At 70.8% G+C, this 17,454-nt stretch carries 12 protein-coding genes; 6 read left to right on the top strand and 6 right to left on the bottom strand.

Annotated features, from left to right (window positions below):
- Positions 1-6 precede the first annotated feature (6 nt).
- The gene (locus AB0I81_RS23535) at positions 7-1,155 is read right to left on the bottom strand and encodes a serine hydrolase domain-containing protein (protein WP_360659942.1); all 1,149 of its coding nucleotides are present in this window, start codon (positions 1,153-1,155) and stop codon (positions 7-9) included.
- A 130-nt stretch (positions 1,156-1,285) separates the two neighbouring features.
- On the opposite strand from AB0I81_RS23535, the gene sigJ reads away from it, so the two are divergent.
- Positions 1,286-2,173, top strand: coding sequence for an RNA polymerase sigma factor SigJ (gene sigJ / locus AB0I81_RS23540; protein ID WP_360659944.1), 888 nt, complete (start codon positions 1,286-1,288; stop codon positions 2,171-2,173).
- Between the two features lie 198 nt (positions 2,174-2,371).
- On the opposite strand, the gene AB0I81_RS23545 is transcribed toward sigJ, so the two are convergent.
- Together AB0I81_RS23545 and AB0I81_RS23550 are read right to left on the bottom strand one after the other, a co-directional pair.
- Complete coding sequence (locus tag AB0I81_RS23545) at positions 2,372-3,613, bottom strand: hypothetical protein (protein ID WP_360659946.1); 1,242 nt, start codon at positions 3,611-3,613, stop codon at positions 2,372-2,374.
- 136 nt (positions 3,614-3,749) lie between these two features.
- On the bottom strand, positions 3,750-4,316 hold the full coding sequence (locus tag AB0I81_RS23550) for a TetR/AcrR family transcriptional regulator (RefSeq protein WP_360659948.1): 567 nt from the start codon (positions 4,314-4,316) through the stop codon (positions 3,750-3,752).
- An 82-nt stretch (positions 4,317-4,398) separates the two neighbouring features.
- Here AB0I81_RS23550 and AB0I81_RS23555 point away from each other — a divergent pair, with 82 nt between their 5' ends.
- Positions 4,399-5,217 (top strand): NAD(P)H-binding protein, encoded by an 819-nt coding sequence (locus tag AB0I81_RS23555; RefSeq protein WP_360659950.1) that lies wholly within the window; start codon positions 4,399-4,401, stop codon positions 5,215-5,217.
- Between the two features lie 313 nt (positions 5,218-5,530).
- Positions 5,531-6,385: a haloalkane dehalogenase gene (locus AB0I81_RS23560; RefSeq protein ID WP_360659952.1), complete on the top strand. Its 855-nt coding sequence runs from the start codon at positions 5,531-5,533 to the stop codon at positions 6,383-6,385.
- 293 nt (positions 6,386-6,678) lie between these two features.
- Here AB0I81_RS23560 and AB0I81_RS23565 read toward each other — a convergent pair whose 3' ends face one another.
- Positions 6,679-8,835, bottom strand: coding sequence for a carbohydrate-binding protein (locus AB0I81_RS23565; protein WP_360659954.1), 2,157 nt, complete (start codon positions 8,833-8,835; stop codon positions 6,679-6,681).
- Between the two features lie 196 nt (positions 8,836-9,031).
- Between AB0I81_RS23565 and AB0I81_RS23570 the strand changes: the two genes are divergently transcribed.
- Both AB0I81_RS23570 and AB0I81_RS23575 read left to right on the top strand, forming a co-directional pair.
- Positions 9,032-9,850, top strand: coding sequence for an NmrA family NAD(P)-binding protein (locus tag AB0I81_RS23570; RefSeq protein ID WP_360659956.1), 819 nt, complete (start codon positions 9,032-9,034; stop codon positions 9,848-9,850).
- An 11-nt stretch (positions 9,851-9,861) separates the two neighbouring features.
- Positions 9,862-11,211 (top strand): epoxide hydrolase family protein, encoded by a 1,350-nt coding sequence (locus AB0I81_RS23575; protein ID WP_360659957.1) that lies wholly within the window; start codon positions 9,862-9,864, stop codon positions 11,209-11,211.
- A gap of 305 nt (positions 11,212-11,516) precedes the next feature.
- On the opposite strand, the gene AB0I81_RS23580 is transcribed toward AB0I81_RS23575, so the two are convergent.
- Positions 11,517-12,002, bottom strand: coding sequence for a MarR family transcriptional regulator (locus tag AB0I81_RS23580; RefSeq protein ID WP_360659958.1), 486 nt, complete (start codon positions 12,000-12,002; stop codon positions 11,517-11,519).
- A 124-nt stretch (positions 12,003-12,126) separates the two neighbouring features.
- Here AB0I81_RS23580 and AB0I81_RS23585 point away from each other — a divergent pair, with 124 nt between their 5' ends.
- Entirely contained in the window at positions 12,127-13,809 is a 1,683-nt protein-coding gene (locus tag AB0I81_RS23585) for an MFS transporter (RefSeq protein WP_360659960.1), read from the top strand.
- Between the two features lie 152 nt (positions 13,810-13,961).
- Here AB0I81_RS23585 and AB0I81_RS23590 read toward each other — a convergent pair whose 3' ends face one another.
- Complete coding sequence (locus AB0I81_RS23590; protein ID WP_360659962.1) at positions 13,962-17,255, bottom strand: AAA family ATPase; 3,294 nt, start codon at positions 17,253-17,255, stop codon at positions 13,962-13,964.
- Positions 17,256-17,454: the final 199 nt, after the last annotated feature.

A 17,454-nucleotide genomic window follows, 5' to 3' on the forward strand; every position in this document is an offset into this window, starting at 1 on the left:
GGCTCCTCAGGAGGCGGTCGCGGCGCGGTGGACGGCGGCGGCGAGCCGGTCGTGCTCGGGGTAGGACCAGCCGGAGCCGAACCGGCGCCGCGTGTAGCCGAAGGCGATGCCGCCGTGCGGGTCGGCGAAGGACTCCGAACCGGCCGAGCCGTCGTGGCCGAACGCGTTCGCGCCGAGGAAGGCGTACCGCAGGCCCTTGGCCTGGAAGCCGAGCGCGTAGTTGCCCTGATCGCCGCGGACCAGGTCGCGGCCGGTGGAGTGCAACATGGAGAACTCGCCGACGGTGTCCGGCCTGAGCAGCGGCGGGCGTCCGCCGATGCCCCAGACGGCCGCCGCGTACAGGCCGGCCAGGCCGCGCGCGCTGCCCACCCCGCCGGCCGACGCCTGGCCGCCGGCGCGGACGGCGCGGGTGTTGGCGAAGGCCACCTGGTCCAGCGGCGGCGTGCTGTTGAGCCCGTACCCGATGCCGAGGATGCTGTTCGGACCCGGCACGTTCGACCAGAACGCGGCCTCCTGCTCCGGCGTGGCCGTCCACCGCAGGATCGGCCGGAACCGCTCCTCTTCTGCCTCGGGCAACCCCAGATAAAGATCCAGCCCGTACGGGGCACGGATGCGCTCGTCGTAGACCTGCTGGAGCGAGCGGCCGGTCACGCGCCGGATCACCTCGTTCACCAGGGCGAACGAGACGAACCCGCCATAACCGTAGGCCGAGCCCGGCCGCCAGTACGGGCGCTGCGCGGCCAGGCGGCGCGCGATCACCGCGTCGTCGGCCAGTTCCGCCGCCGACAGCCCGCCGTCCACGCCGATGACGCCGGAGCGGTGGGTCAGCACGTCCCGCAGCGTGATCGTATCCTTGCCGGCGGCGGCGAACTCCGGCCAGTGCCGGGCCACCGGCTCGTCGAGATCGAGGACCCCCTCCTGCGTCAGCAGTGCCACCACCAGCGTCGCGGCACCCTTGGTGCAGGAGTAGACACCGGTCAGCGTGTCGCCGCCGGCCTCGTCCCCGGCCCACAGGTCCACCACCTGCCGGCCGTGCGCGTAGGCGGCGAGTTGCGCGCCCGCCTGGCCGTCCTGCTCGGCCGCCACCGCGGCGAACTCCTCGCGTACCGGCTCGAAGCCGTCCGCGACCGTGCCGTGCACATCCGTCCTGCTCATCGCCTGCAACCCTTCGAGAGTGAGTGCTGATCGCCGGCATGACGGACGGCCCGCGACAAAGGTGACGGTCACCTTTGCCGGGTTTGATACGTCAGCGTTCTGACGTGGCTGAGATGAGAGGAATGCAACCGTGACGCCCCATGACTTCCTGGCCGACCAGTTCCAGGGGCACCGCCCCCACCTGAAGGCGGTCGCCTACCGGATGCTCGGCTCACTGAGCGAGGCCGAGGACGCGGTGCAGGAGGCGTGGCTGCGGCTGGCGCGTACGGACGCCGGTGACATCGACAATCTCGGTGGCTGGCTGACCACCGTGGTCGGCCGGGTGTGCCTGGACCTGCTCCGCGCCCGCAAGTCCCGGCGCGAGGAGTCGCTGGAGGAGCGCCTGCCCGACCCGGTGATCAGCCGTGCCGATGCCGCCGACCCGGAGCAGGAGGTGTTGCTGGCCGACTCGGTGGGCCTGGCGCTGCTGGTCGTGCTGGAATCGCTGACCCCGCCAGAACGGCTGGCGTTCGTGCTGCACGACATGTTCGGCCTGCCGTTCGAGCAGATCGCGCCCATCGTGGACCGCACCCCCGTGGCGGCCAAGAAGCTCGCCAGCCGCGCCCGCCGGCGGGTACGCGGCGCGGCCCCGAACCCCGACCCTGACCTGGCCGGCCAGCGCCGCGTGGTGGACGCGTTCCTGGCCGCCGCCCGTGGCGGCGACTTCGCCGCGCTGGTGTCCATCCTCGACCCCGACGTGGTCCTGCGCGCCGACGGCGGTACGCTCACCGGCGGCCTGAAGATCATCCGTGGCGTGGCGGCCGTGGCCGGACAACTCGCCACCTTCCAGCGCATGGCCACCAGCGCCGCCACCTGCCCGGCACTCATCAACGGCCTCGCCGGCCTGGTCAACACCATCGACGACCAGCCCATCTCCGTCATGAGCTTCACCATCGCCGACGGCAGGATCGCCACCATCGACATCCTCTCCGACCCCGCCCGCCTGGCCACCCTCGACCTCACCCGCCTGGAGCCGTGATGCCTGACGCACGCCGACCTAGGTGTTCGATCGAGGCGACTGGGGAAGTGACGCCAGGGCTGTGCGCTGCGGGCATGCTCGCGTCGCAAGGCTGCGGCGCCGTGGATGAGAAGCGCACCCCGCAGCACGCACATTCATTCTACTTGCCTTGAGCGCGTCGACCGGCTTGATCTTGTCCGCCACCTGGATCCTGCCACGTCACCCGTCGCTGTCCGGCGGATGGTTCGGGGGGTAGGCGAAGTCCTGAGGGCCGGAGAAGGTCTGGCGGCCGGTGAGGTGGTAGTCGTGTACGGCCTCGCTGGCCGTGTGTTCGGGGCCGACGTCGAGGGTGTCGGCGGTGGACCAGACGCCGTTGAGCTTCTGTCTGACGACGTACGAGAACTCGTTGAAGTCCAGGTCGGAGGAGATGAACGTGTTGACCACGGTCAGCGAGTGCCGTCCCGCGCTCACGGACGGCGGGAGGTCCACGCTCTGGTTGCGCCACCTGTAGTCGTGCGCCGCCGGCAGTGGTTGCCATGACCCCGCCGGGCTGCCGTTCACCGTGATGGCGGCATGCTGCCTGCCGATGCCGGCGTCCAGGCGGCGGATCAGCCGGACGCCGGTGTTGGCCGGATCGACGGTTACGGTGAACCGGCTCGAACCGCCGGGGCCGAACGCGCGGCCGTCGTCGACTAGTTTCCAGCCGAGGGGAGTCTCCGGTTTGGGTTTCGCCGCGGGCGTACCGAGCTCCGGGATCCAGGCGCCCGCGAGCACGCCCAGCACCGCCACGGCCGCGAGCGCGCCCAGGGCCGCTCCGGTGGCGAGTGAGGCGAATGCGGCGATGACGACGGTGCGGTTGCGGTCCGCGCCGGCGGTACGGCCTGGCCATCGGTCCGGGGGCGGGAACGGGTCGGGCTCGGCTGGCCTTCCCGGTCTTATGGGTTCGTCTGCGTGGAATGTTGTGTTTGTGCCGATGGGTTTGCTCAGCACTCGTAGCAGGCCGCGCACGTCCGGATCATCCGGCTCTTCCAGCTCGTCCGGAGGATCGGAGGCTGGGTACTGCTGGACGGAGCATGCCGGGCCGTCCTGGACGACCATGGTGGGCAGGCGGGCCAGCCGTACCCGTTCCCAAGCCCGTTCCCACGCGGGGACCTGCTGCTCGGGCACCTGGCACGCCCGCAGGAACGCCACCATCACCGCCTTTTTCGGAAAGCGCCGACCGGCCAGCATGTCCGCGCACGTGGCCCGGGGGAGGCGGGCGCCGTCGGCCCGGTCCGCCCGCGCCTGCAGCTCCCGCAGGGACGCGTCGGCCCGCGCGAACTGCTCGGCCAGCAGCCGCACCAGCTCCTCATGACGGGTCACCGACTCCAGCCCGGAACCGGTCTGCTCCTCCTCCAGGCCGGGTTCCGGCCTTTCCCCGGCAACCAGCACGTTCTTGGCCGCTCTCGGATCCACGCTCATCGCCACAGACCCTGCCCTCTCCCCGACCGGGGCCGTTCGCCCGCACCGCACCCTGCCCGTTATTCACAGTGTATGAGTGATAACTCTGGGTGTACGACGGGTTTTTGAGTGCAAAAGTTGTCGCCGGGGGTCAGGTTCAGGTGAGCGAGTCGATCCAGCGCTCCAGGCGGCGGCCCTCCGCCGCCATCATCTCCGGGTCGCGGAAGGTGTTGGTGAGCAGCGCGATGCCCTGGTAGGAGGCGAAAAGGGCGACCGCCAGCTCCTTGGCGTCCGCATGCCCCATGGTCGCGAACTGTCCCTCCATCCAGTCGAGCAGCCGCCCCATGACCTTGGCGATCGCGCGATCGAGGCCGTCGTCGCGCTTGTCGAGCTCGGAGGCGAGGGTGCCGGTCGGGCAGCCGTACTTGGCGGCGAGGTCGCGGCCCTCCATCCAGCCGTGCACCAGCGCCTTGAGCCGCTCCTGCGGTGTGGCGAGCCGTTCGAGGCCGTCGAGTACGGACTCCAGGTGCCGGCCGTGCGCCTCGATGGCCGCCCCGACCAGCTGGTCCTTGGTCTTGAAGTAGTAGTAGACGTTCCCCACGGGCACGTCGGCCGCGCGCGCGATGTCGGCGAGCGTGGTCTTCTCGACTCCCTGCTCATGCAGCACCTGTACGGCGGCGTGCGCCAGCCGCTCCCGCTTTCCCGCCCGCGTTGAGTTAGTCACCTGACTGACTATAGACAGCCGCGTTGGCGCACCGCTATGGTCTCGAAGTGAGTCAGTCAGCTAACTAACTTTCAGGAGCGGGATGATGATCGTTGTAACGGGTGGCACGGGCAACGTCGGTGGCGAGCTGGTCCGGCTGCTGGTCGGCGCGGGTGAGCAGGTAGCCGCGGTCTCGCGGCGGCCCGCGCCGTCGTCGGAGTCCGTACGGAGCCTCGTCGGGGATCTGGCCGAGCCCGACAGCCTGAAAGCCGCCTTCGACGGTGGCGACGCGTTGTTCCTGCACGTCGCCGGATCCGACCCGAAGGGCGTGCTGGACGCGGCCGAGGCGGGCGGGATCCGGCGCGTCGTCCTGCTCTCCTCCCAGGGAGCAGGGTCCCGGCCGGACCTTTACGCCCAGCCGGTGGTCTTCGAGGAGGCCGTACGCCGGTCGGGGCTGGAGTGGACGATTCTGCGGCCCGGCGGGTTCCACTCCAACGCCCTGGCCTGGGCCGAGCCGATCCGGGCCCATCGCACGGCGGCCGCCCCGTTCGCCGACGTGGCTCTGCCGTTCATCGATCCCGCCGACATCGCCGGGGTCGCGGCGGCGGTGTTGCGGGGGGATTCGCACGCGGGGCGTACGTACGTGCTCACCGGTCCTCAGCCGATCACCCCGCGCGAGCGGGCCGCGACGATCGGGGAGGTGCTTGGCGAGCGGGTGCGGTTCGTCGAGCAGAGCAGGCAGGAGGCGCGGGAGCAGATGTTGCGGTTCATGCCGGAGGAGGCCGTCGAGGGCACTCTGAGCATTCTGGGCACGCCCACCCCCGCCGAGCAGCAGGTCAGCCCGGAAGTGGAACGCATTCTGGGTCGTGCCCCGCGCCCGTTCGCGGACTGGGCGGCCCGCAACGCCGCCGCCTTCCGCTAACTCGCCCGTCTGTCGCACCGGCGCTTTCCACCAGTCCGCCGGTCTGTCGCACCGGCACTTTTCGCCGGTCACCGGGCCGGCGTCTCTTCCGCCGATTGTCGGTCTGTCGCGCTGGCGTCTTCCGCTGGTTCGCCGGTCTGTCGCAGCGGTGCTTTTCGTCCGCCGGTCCGCCGGTCCGCCGGTCCGCCGGTCCGCCGGTCTGGCGTCTTCCGCTGGTTCGCCGGTCTGTCGTGTCGGCGCTTTACGTCGGTCCTCCGGTCCGTCACCCCGGGCTTCCGCTGACCACCGATGACCCCTACGAAAGGAACTCACTATGCCCATTCAGCCCGTACTCGACTCCACGATGTCCTACCGGGAACTTGGCGATGGCGCGCCGATCGTCTTCCTGCACGGCAACCCCACCAGCTCCCACCTGTGGCGCAACATCATGCCCGCCATCGGCCGTGGCCGTCGCCTGGCTCCTGACCTGATCGGCATGGGGGAGTCGGGCAAGCCCGCCATCGACTACACCTTCGCCGACCACGCCCGATATCTGGACGCCTGGTTCGACGCGCTCGGCCTGGACGACGTGGTGCTCGTGGGCCACGACTGGGGCGGCGCGCTGGCCTTCGACTGGGCCGCCCGTCATCCCGGGCGGGTACGCGGCATCGCCTTCACCGAGGCCATCGTCAAGCCGATGAGCTGGGAGGAGTTTCCCGAGGGCGGACGCGAGCTGTTCAGGGCGATCAAGACGGAGGGCGTGGGAGAGTCGATGATGCTCGACGACAACGTCTTCCTGCGCTCCTTCTCCGGCACCGTCGTCACGCCGCCGGACGAGGAGGATTTGGCGGTCTACCTGCGGCCGTATCCGACCAGGCAGAATCGCGTCCCCATGCTGCGCTGGGCCCGTTCGATGCCGCTGGACGGGGAGCCCGCCGACGTCGTGGCCAGGATCGAGGCGTTCGACCGGTGGCTGGCAGGCAGCGTGGACGTGCCCAAGCTGCTGATCGGTTTCCGTCCCGGCCCCGGCTCCATGTGGACGCCGCAGACCCTCGCCTGGTGCGCGGCCACCATCGCCGCCCTGGAGATCGCGGAGCATGACGAGGTGGCGGGACATCACACGCCCGAGGACCATCCACTGGTCATCGCGGCCGCCGTCGAGGAGTGGATGGCCAAGTTCGGACGATAGGGAGCCACGGCCGGCCACAGTCGTCCACTGTCGGACGGAATCGGCCGGGCGAGTGGCCGGACAAAGCCTCAGCCGAGTGGCCGGACGGAGCCTCAGCCGAGCGGCCGGACGGAGCCTCAGCCGAGTGGCTGGGCAGAGGCTCCGCCGGATGTCGGTCGGCGGGGACAGAGGGTGCGGGGGACGGAGGGGTGTGGGGGCCGGGGGTGTGAGGGCCGGGGGTGTGGGAGGACCGGGGTGTGGGAGGACCGGGGGCGTGGGGGACCGGGAGTGTGGGGGGTCGGTCGGGGCGGGGGTTAGCCGAGGGTTGGGGTGGCGATCTGGATGCGGTCTAGGTCGGGCGCGTAGCCGGTGGAGGCGTTGGCGAAGGTGATCGTGTTCGTGCCCGCCGCCAGCACCACATCCACCACCGTGGTACGGAAGTTCGACCAGCCCAGCGTGTTACGGAAGTAATGCCGCCTGCCGGCGCCCCCATTGACCGAAATGTCGGCGTAACGGTCGACGATGTTGGTGTTGTAGTTCGTCGCCCCCTCACCCAGTTCGCCGTTGGCATACGTCACGATCATGCGGTACCGGCCGGCGGACGGGACCGTCACCCCGTTGAAGCGCAGCGTGTTGGCCGCGCCCGCGCCGACGTACCCCACGTAGCTTCCGCCCGAGGCGGCGGCGTTGGAGCCCACCCTGGCGGCGCCCCCGAGCGTGTTGGTGGCGGATTCGGCCTGGTAGGCGGTGATGGTGCCGGTGGCGGGCGTGACGTCGAGGTAGTCGATGTTGACCGCGTCCCGGTCGTCGCCCGCGTACGCGTTGACCTCCACCCGGTTGATCCCGGCGGTCAGGAACACCCTCGTGGTCACCGTGTTCCAGGTGTTCCAGTCGGCGGTGCCGGGCAGGGCGACGTCGATGAGGTCGGAGCCGTTGAGCCGCAGTCGCGCCGAGCGGCCGGCCGGGGCGCCCGCGTACGGGCCCGCCGAGTAACGCAGGGCGAGGTCGTGGTACCCGTCGCCGGCGGCTGTCACCACGAACCGAGTGCTCGCGTTGGTGCTGCCGCCGTAGCCTTCTGCGAAGGATGTGCCCGAATAGCCGGTGTTCGAGCCGTATGTGACGCGCGCCGAGCCGGCCAGCGCCGCGTACTCGGCCTCATAGCGCGAACCGGCGGGAGAGGTGTCCTTGTCCGGCGTCACGATCACGTGGTAGGCCGAGGAGCCCTTCAGCCCGGTCAGCGGGATCGTGATCTGCCCGCCGGACGCGGTGAAGTCCGACTCGGTCACCCGATATGGGCCGGGAGAGGCGTTCAGTCCCGAGTTGTCCACGCCCCACACCGTGGCGTGCACCGTGCCGCCCAGCGCGGCGGGAATGCCCTTGACGACCAGGTTCGTGTCGTAGGTGCCCGACGACGGGTTGTTGCCGCCGAAGATCACCCGGGCCTGCTTCTTGGCCGGGTCGTAGGCCGCCAGGCCCTGCAGGGAGCCGCCGGGCGCGGGTGGGGTGACGGCCACGGTGGTGCCGGTCAGCTCGCCGTACCACTTGTACAGCCACCATCCGCCGGTCGCCTGGTTGTTCCTGGTCACCAGGTCGTTGAGCCCGCCGGCCGTCGTCCAGTACGCCAGGCAGCCGTCGACCTTGCTGTTCTCGAACTTCGCCACGTACTGCACCAGGTTGCCCGGCACGCCCAGGTCGCCGGACGACCGGCCGTACTCGTTGATGGTGATCGGGCGCGGGCTGATCCCGAGGCTCGCCTCCATCGCCCGGTAGTCGTCGTAGTGCGTGTGCCAGCTCGTGTAGAAGTCGTCCCCCAGCTCGTGCCAGGTGGTGACGTCGGGCAGCACGCCGTTGTCGCGGGCGAAGGTCATGAACGCGCGCAGGTCGGCCGGGCGGTAGGAGGCGAAGTTCGGACCGGCGACGCGCGCGCCGGGGTCGATCGAGCGGATGCGCTGGTGGACGGCCTTGTAGTCGTTGAGGAAGGCGGTCAGGTTCCCCTGGTACCAGATCAGGTCGGGCTCGTTGAAGGGCACATAGACGTAGGAGGCGCGGTACGGGTCCGCGACGACCTTCCTCGTCATCGTCTCCACCTTGGCCAGGTAGTCGGCCAGGCCGAGCTTCTCGTACGGCCACTGCTTGTAGACGTCCTGCAGGTAGATCTGGATGTCGCGGCCCCCGGCGCGCTTGAACATGGGTGCGATCTTCAGCGCGTCGCCGTTCGGGTGCTGCAGGCCGTCCGGCGCCTTCTGGGCCGTGACCTGGGGTTTGAGCGCGGCGAGCATGGTCTCGTTCGGGATGCCCTCGTCGCCGAGCCCGTACAGGAAGCCGGTGGCGCCGTAACGCAGCGCGCCGGTCGGCGCGGCGAGGTCCACGACGAACTGTGAGGCGGCGGCGGGGTGGGCGGGGACGGCGGGCAGCAGGCTCGTCACGACAGCTGCCACCAGGGCCGCTGACCAGGCATTCTTCCTCCTCATGGCGGACCAACCTCTCGGTGTGACCGGTCACACATTCTGCTTGAGTGTGAGCGGTCACATGGGCGATGGCAAGAGGATGTTGCCAGGTTGTTACGAGCCGCCCTTTCTGCCGTGGCCGATGGGTGGCGGGTGCTATTTGCCGTGTAGCGCCTCCTGGTCGAGACCGGAAATGAACACGTACTCGAAGGAGAGAACGATGACGTTCCTCGTGACCGGCGCCACCGGTACGGTCGGCCGTCAGATCGTGGCGCAGCTCGTCGAGCGGGGCGCGCACGTACGGGCCCTGACCAGGAATCCGGCGGCGGCCGGGCTGCCCGACGGGGTTGAGGTGGCCTGCGGCGACCTGACCTCGCCCGAGACGCTGGCGCCGGCGCTGGAGGGTGTGACGGGGTTGCACCTGATCACGTTCGGGGGTGACGACTTCGCCGAGCTGGAGACCGGGCCCGAGATCGTCGAGCTGGCGGCCAAGGCGGGCGTCACGCGCGTCAGCGTGCTGAGCGGCTGGGACGAGTCCTCGGTCGAGCGGGCGCTGCGGGCGGGCAGCGTGGGCTGGACGCAGTTGCTGTGCGTGGAGTTCATGGCCAACGCCTACGACTGGGTGGATTCCATCAGGGACGAAGGTGTGGTGCGGGTCTTCGGCAACCATCTCGGCGCGGTGGTGCACGAGGCCGACATCGCGGCCGTGGCCGTGGCGGCGCTGGTCGAGGACGGGCACGCGGGGGAGTCGTACACGCTGACCGGGCCCGAGGCGCTGACGCCCGAGCAGCGGGTGCGGCTGATCGGGGAGGCCGTCGGGCGGGAGCTCCGCTTCGAGGAGCTGGACGAGGCAGGGTACCGGGCCGCGATGCAGGCCGCCGGGGTGACCGAGGACATGATCGAGTTCGGGGTCCAGCTCGGCGCCAATCCGCCGGGGGCCGGGGCCATCGTGCAGCCGACCGTGGAGCGGGTCACGGGCCGTCCCGGGCGCACATTCGCCCAGTGGGCCGCCGAGCACGCCGCCGCATTCAAGATTTGAGGGGAAATATCATGACAATTCGACCGTTCCGCATTGAGGTGCCGCAGCAGGGCCTCGACGACCTGCGTACCCGCCTGGCCATGACCCGATGGCAGCCCCAGCTGCCCGGCACCGGCTGGGAGCGCGGGGTTCCGCTCGGCTACCTCAGAGACCTGGCCGAGTACTGGCGCGCCGGCTACGACTGGCGCGCCCACGAGGCGAGGCTCAACGAACTGCCCCATTACACCACCACGATCGACGGTCAGAACCTGCACTTCGTCCACGTCCGCTCGGACAATCCCGAAGCGCTGCCCCTCATGCTCCTGCACGGCTGGCCGGGCACCTTCATGGACTTCCTGGACGTCATCGAGCCGCTCTCCCGCTCCTTCCACCTGGTCATCCCGTCGCTGCCCGGCTTCGGCTTCTCGGCCCCGCTGTCCGGCCCCGGCTGGGACGCCGCCCGCACCGCCAGGGCGTTCGCGCGGCTCATGGAACTGCTCGGCTATTCCCGGTACGGGGTGCAGGGCGGGGACGCCGGCGCCTTCATCGCGCCCGAGATGGGCAAACACGCGCCCGAGCAGGTCGCCGGCATCCACCTCAACGCCGCGCTCACTTTCCCGATCGGGCAGGAGGGCGAGATGGACGGGCTGTCGGATGAGGAGCGGCGGCGGTGGAACGCGATGGAGAACATGAACGACGGCTACCTGCAGACGCAGTCCAAACGGCCTCAGACGGTGTCGTACGGGTTGCATGATTCGCCGGTGGGGCAACTCGCCTGGATCATGGAGAAGTTCAAGGAGCTGACCGAGCCCGTTGATGGGCTTCCGGAGGATTCGCTCGACCGCGACCTGATGCTGACGAATATCAGCATCTACTGGCTGACGGGCACGGCTGGATCGTCGGCCCAGTTCTACTACGAGAACATGAGCGCCGGGGACTGGAGCAGCAGCGACGGCGGCACGGGGGAGTGGGGCGCATCCGAGGGCACCTCCGGAATTGTTTCCGAGGACGCGTCTGGAAGCTCCTTCGGGGGCAACCCCCAGGTCGCATCCCCATCCGGAGCCCCTGCCGACGCGGCCTGGAGCGGCTCGGGCGGCGCGGCGGGCTTGGGCGGCACTGACTCGGGTGGCGCGGGCTGGGGTGGCGCGGGCGATGCGGCGGGATGGGGCGGGGCCGGGGACTGGGCCGCTGCCGCGCGGGGTACCGTACCCACGGGCGTTCTGGTGTCCAGGGCCTGTGACGTCACGATCCGTGCCTGGGCCGAGCGCGACCACAACATTGTCCACTGGGCCGAGTACGACAAGGGCGGTCACTTCTTCGCCGCCGAACAGCCCGCTCTCTTCGCTGAGGACGTCACCACCTTCTTCGCGAAGCTCCGCTGACGAAAGCCCACCTTTGCACCGACGCCACGCGGCCATGCCCACCCTGCCGCGTGGCATCGGCGCGTTGCCGCATCGGGCGGTGGGTCGCATCTGGGGGATGGGTCGCATCAGGTGGCGGGGGCGTATCAGGCGGCGCCAACGGGACGGATGGCGTCAGAACCGGGCAACGCGAGCGGTCAGGCAGCGTGAGCACGCCGGCGTCAGCGGGGGCGTGAGTAAGCGGATGGCGTGAGCGAGCGGATGGCGTGAGCGAGCGGATGGTGTGAGTGGGTGGGTGGTGCGATGACGGTGATGTCCCCGGGGCGCTACTGGTTGCCGGTGCCGGATTGGAGTCGGTGGATTTCGGCGGCGGTGCTGTGCTCGGCCGTTCGCACGAAGCGCAGCACGGCGCGGAGCTCCTCGTCGGTGAAGTCTCCCAGGTCGTCCCGGGTGCGTTCGACCAGCCCCGCGTAGGCGTCCCTGACCCGGTCGAGTCCCTCCTGGGTCGGCTCGACGACGACCTTCCTGCGATCGTCGGGGTCGGGCATGCGGCGTACGCACCCGGCGGCGACCAGCCGGTCGATCATGCGGGTGGCTGATCCGGTGGTGAGGTTCACGCGCTTGGCCAGAGCTCCGGGCGTCATCGGGCCGTAGCGGTCCAGCGCGTGCAGGCACTGCACGTCGGTGTCGGTGACGCCCAGTTGGGTGGCCACGACGTTGTTGAGCTGTACGACCAAGATCGCGTAACCGGGCACCGCGACCCCGACCAGCTCGTCGACCAGCCCTTGCCTGTCCTGATCCGGCGCCGTCACCGCGTCTCCCCTCCAACTCGCTGCGTCGTGCAGCGAATTTTGCGCTACATTGGCTGCGTCGCGCAATTGCTGCACAGTGCAGTAATTCTATCGCATCCCCATGAACCAGGAGCGCAGCCACAGCATGACCAACACTTCCCCGAGCCGCAGCGGCGGCGACGGCAGCACAACCCCCACCTCCCCGCACCACCCTGGCGATGGCGGCAGCACCACCGTCACCCCTCCGCGCCACAGTGGAGGTGATGACAGTGCAACTTTCCCCTCCCCGCACCACGGTGGAAATGGCGCAATTTCTCCCTCGCGGCGCCGCAGCGGGGGTGGCGGCAGCACGACTGCCGTCTCCCCGCTCACCGGCAGCGGCGACGGCAGCACGACCGCCGCATTCCTGTCCGGACGCAAGGCGGTCCTGGTGCTGGCCGCGATTCTCGTCGCGGACTTCATGGAGCTCCTGGACGCCACGATCGTCAGCGTGGCGGCCCCGCGGATCGCCGAGGACCTGGGCTCCGGCGAGGTCGCGCTGCAGTGGATGCTCGCGGGATACACCCTCTCCATCGGAGCGGGGCTCATCACCGGCGGCCGCCTCGGTGACCAGTACGGACGGCGTCGCGTCTTCCTGCTCGGGCTGGCCGGGTTCATGCTGGCCTCGGCGGGCTGCGGGCTGGCGCCGGACTCCGGCGCGCTGATCGGCATGCGTATCGCTCAAGGTCTGGCGGGCGGGCTGATGATCCCGCAGGTGTTCGGCATCATCCGCGCCTCGTTCGCGCCCGCCGCACGGGCCAAGGCACTCGGCGTGTACGGCGCGGTCCTCGGCCTGGCCTCGGTGGCCGGGCCGTTGCTCGGCGGGGTGCTGACCGAGGCCGACCTGTTCGGCCTGGGCTGGCGGGCGATCTTCTGGGTCAATGTGCCGATCGCCATCGTGGGGCTGATCATCGGGTTCCGGTTCATGCCCGAGTCTCGTGCGGCCGGCGAAACCCGCCTCGACCTGCCCGGGGCGCTGCTGGCCGCGGCTGGCGCGGTGCTCCTGCTCCTGCCTCTGATGCAGGGACGTGACTGGGGGTGGCCCTGGTGGAGCTTCGCCCTTCTCGCCTGCGCGGTCCTCGTCGCCGCCCTGTTCCTGGTCAGGCAGCGACGGCTCGCCGGGCGCGGCGAGCAGCCCATCCTCGACCCCGCGCTGCTGCGCGTGCGGGCCTTCGCCGGGGGCCTGTCGATCTGCCTGCTGTTCTTCGGGGCGCTCGGGTCCTTCTTCCTCCTGCTGTCCCTCTATCTCCAGCTCGGCACCGGTCGCACCGCGCTGGAGACCGGCCTGGTGATCCTCCCGTACGCGATCGGCTCCATCGTCACCTCGGGCGTCGGCGCCGGACTCGCGCACCGGGCCGGTCGCGCACTGCTCATCTCGGGCGCCCTGACCCTGGCCGTGTCGCAGGTTGTCCTGCTGCTGCTCGTCCGCGACGGCGCCAATCCCTCGTACTGGGCACTCGCCGTGCCGCTGTTCCTGGGCGGTCTGGGGCTGGGGCTCACCGCACCCTCCCTGATCAACGTCGTGCTGGCCGGCGTTCCCGTCAAGGACGCCGGCACCGCGGGCGGCGTGCTCACCACCGTCACCCAACTCGGCAACGCGTTCGGCGTCGCCGTCCTCGGCGCGGTGTTCTTCACCCGGATGGAGAGCGCACTCACCGCAGGAGCCACCCAGCTCACCGCATACGGCGATGCCCTGACCGCGATCCTGCCCTGGCAGATCGCCTGCTACATCGTCGCGGCCCTGCTGATGTTCCTGCTCCCCAGCCGGGCGAACGCCACTCACGAGTGACCCTGCCGCATGAATGCCGCTCATGAGTGATCCGGCCGCATGAAACCCGCCCGCGAGTGACTCGGCGGGGCGCACACGACCCGGGAGGGATCCGGCCGGATGAACGCTGCCCGCGAGTGACCCGGCACCAGCGCAGTCCGAGGGCTGGCCGCTCACGTGCACCAGTGCACCTCGGCCGTCGGCTGGTAGCGGCACGTCGCGCCCGTGGCGACCGAGGCGCGCAGGTGGGCGGCCAGTTCGGGGTGGCGTTGGTCGAGTTGGCGCAGCGTGTTGCGGATACGGTTGGTGACGGCCTTGCGGGCGCGTTCGGCCTCGTCACCCAGGCGGCGCGGACGGCCTCCCAGCCCGGCCGCGGTACGCAGTTCGTCCAGCAGCGCCTGCCGCTCGGCGTCGAACTCGGCCGCCCGCCGGTCGTCGCCCCGTTCCACCGCCCGGTCGATCTCCTCGTCGAGCAGTTCCAGCCGTGCGCGGTAGCGCGACCTGGCCTCCTCGTCCAGCACGTCGTCACCACCCAGGCGGCGCGCCGCGACCACGACCTCGCCGCCGGCCGGGTTGAGCAGCTCGACCGCCGCCACGTCACGGCCCGGCCGGCCGATCAGTACGTGCAGGTCGGCCAGGCCCTTGGCGTCGGGCAGGTGTACGGTCCTGCCGGCGAAGGTCAGGGTCCAGACCTCGCCGTCGAATCGGAAGGCGTTGGCGCCGGGGCGCGGCAGGCGTACCAGCATGCCGAGCTCCGCCGCCTCCCGCTCCACCTGCGCGACCAGCGCGGACACGTCGTCGCCGCGGGCCTGCAGCGCATCGGCCAGGCGGGCGCGGGACTCCACCGACCAGGGCCGGGCGCCCAGCAGGTCGGCGGCGTGCCAGGCCGAGGTGAAGCCCTCGATCGCCGCGTCCCAGCGTTCCTGCGCCGCATCCAGCAGAGCCGCCCAGTACGCGTACGGGCCCTCGACGGCGACGGTGGCCGTCACCCCCCAATGGCCGGCGTACGGGGCGAGGGCGGCACGGGCGTGCTCGCAGAGCACGGGATCGCCCGACCGCGCGGCCGCCTGCGCCTGGAACCTCAGCCACAGCGGCGCCATCCAGCGCAGGTACTGCTCGCCCGCCGCCATGATCTGCGCCAGGTGACGCATCGCGGCCTCGCTCCCGTCGTCCCGCTGCACCGCCGTCACGGCCCGGTAGAGCGGGAAGTGCGGGCTGCCCGCGCGTTCCATCTCCGACAGTACGCTCTCGGCCACGTCGAACCGGCCCCTGAGCAGGGCGACCGACCAGCGTTGCATCCAGCGCAGGTCCCGCCTGCCGATGCCCGGCTGCTCGCCCAGCTCGTACGCGGCCTCGATGTGGGCGTCGGTCTCCTCGAAGCGGCCCGTCAGAGTGGCGAACATGGCCTTCAGCACGGCGGCCTCATGCTGGAACAGGGCCAGCTCGGACTGCTCAGCCCTGGCCACGAAGTCGCGCTGCTCGGCGATGCAGCGGGGATCGCCCAGTTCGAGCAGCGCACCGATGCGCCAGCTGAGGGCGGTCAGGTCGAGTTGCTCGTCCCGGTTGCGCCGCGCCACCTTCCCGAGCTCCTCGGTGATCGCCAGGCGTTCGGCCGTGGTGTCCGGGCCAAAGATCATGCCCAGCCTGGCCGAGAGGCTGTATCCGAGCGCGTCGTCGTCCGCGCCCCGCCTGGCCAGGTCGGCCGCGACCGCACTCAACTCCCGCGCCGCGACGTTCAGCCGATCTCCGCCGTCCGCCTTCGCGCCGGTGCCGGTGCCTGTCCCGGGTTCGGCGCTCGCCCCCGGGTGGGTGGTTGTGCTCGACGCCGGTGTTGGTGGGGAGGGCTCCTGTGCGGCGTCGGTGCCGCGGCGGCGAGGTGATCGGTGTACGAGCCGGTGGTGGGCCTCGTGGACGAAGTCGGTCCAGCGGCTCTGGCCGGTGTGGCAGAGGTCGTGCAGTTTCAGCGCCGCGATCGCCAGCAGGTCTGGGGCGTCGAGTCGACGGATGATCGCGAGTGCCGTGTCCAGCGTGTGTGCTCCGGTGGCGGTGTCGCCGACGCGGTGCTGCGCCATGCCGAGGTCGAGTCCGATCGTGGCCTTCCGGCGCGGGTCGGAGGCGGGTGTGAGGTCCAGGGCGCGGCGGTAGTGCCCGGCCGCCTCCTCATCCGCCATCCGGCCCTCGGCATCCCTGGCGGCGGTGAGGAGCAGGCCGGGGGCTTCGGGGGCGGCGGCCAGATAAGCGTGATGGGCGCGGACGGCGGGCAGAGCCGTTTCCAGGGCCGTGAGGGCGGCTGCGTGAAAGGCGGGACGGCTCACCTCGTCCAGTTCGGCGTAGAGGGTCTCGCGCACCAGGTCGTGCACGAACGCGTACCGTCCGGATCCGTGTGAGAGGACGAGCTTGGCCGACAGGGCCTGGTCGAGAGCCTTGCGCACCGCCGCCCCGGCCGCAACCCGCGCCTGCAGGGGAGCAGCGGAATCGGGCGGTGTGACGGGCGCAACCTGTGACGCGTCGTTCGGTGGCGTGCCGGGCTGGGTGCGTGATGTCCCGAGCTCGGTGAGCGGTATGCCTGGCTGGGTGCTTGGTGCGCGGGGCTCGGTAAGTGGTGCGCCGGGGTTCGTGGGTGGTGCGCCAGGGTCGGATGGGAGGGCGTTCAGTGAGGTGGACAAGGAGTCCTGGGTGAACTCGCGCCCCAGCACCGCCGCCATCCGCAGGACGTTGAGCACCTCGTCGGAGAGTCGCGTCAGCCGCCGCCGCACCGCCGCGCCCACCCCGGGCGGGATGGTGGCGAGCGGGCTGCCGCCCTGCCACAGACGGGCGGTCTGTTCGACGAAGAACGGGTTGCCGCCGGTGCGTTGGTGGATCTCCGCGATCAGGTCATCCCCTGGGGTCATCCCGGTGGTACGCGCCACCAGCCGGCCCACGTCCGTACGGTCGAGCCCGGTCAGCGTCAGTGTGGTGGCCTTGGCCTCCAAGGGCAGGCTGAGCGGTCCGTCCACCTCGGCGTCCCGGTAGGTGCCGATCACCAGCAGTCGCTCGAACCAGGCGTGCCGCACCACGAACTCCAGCAGCCGCAACGACGCCGCATCGGCCCAGTGCAGGTCTTCGAGCAGGACCACCACCGGCCGCTCCCGCGAGGCGTCCACCAGCAGGCCCGTCACCGCGTCGTAGAGCTCGAACGCCTCCCCGTCTGCGCCCGCCAGGCTCTGCGGCGTCGCGCCGGGGGAGAGTTGCCTGACCACCTGTACCCACGGCCAGTAGCCCGGTGCACCCTCGCCCTCCCAGCAGGCCGCGCTGAGCAGCCGGGCACCCTCCCGGACGGCCTCCTCGGCCGCGGTGGCCACCAGCGTGCTCTTGCCGATCCCCGCCTCGCCCGTCACGAGCACCAGCGCCCCATGGCTGACCAGCGCACGCTCGACCTCGCCGCGCAGGATCGCGGCAGGTCGTTCCCGTCCGATGAGCATCGCCATGCGGGAAACCTTACGGGGCGGGACCGACAATCCCGCGCCCGCGCACGGCAGGCCCCGAGGCGATCCCCGCACGCTCGCCCATGGCAGTCGCTCAGGCGATCCCCGTGCTCGCCCATGGCAGGCGCTCAGGCGATCCCCGTGCACGGCAGGCCACGAGTCGATCCCCGCGCCCGCGTGCGGCGGGCTCTGAGGTGAAAGT

Source organism: Nonomuraea sp. NPDC050404 (genome assembly GCF_040655495.1).
GTDB lineage: Bacteria > Actinomycetota > Actinomycetes > Streptosporangiales > Streptosporangiaceae > Nonomuraea.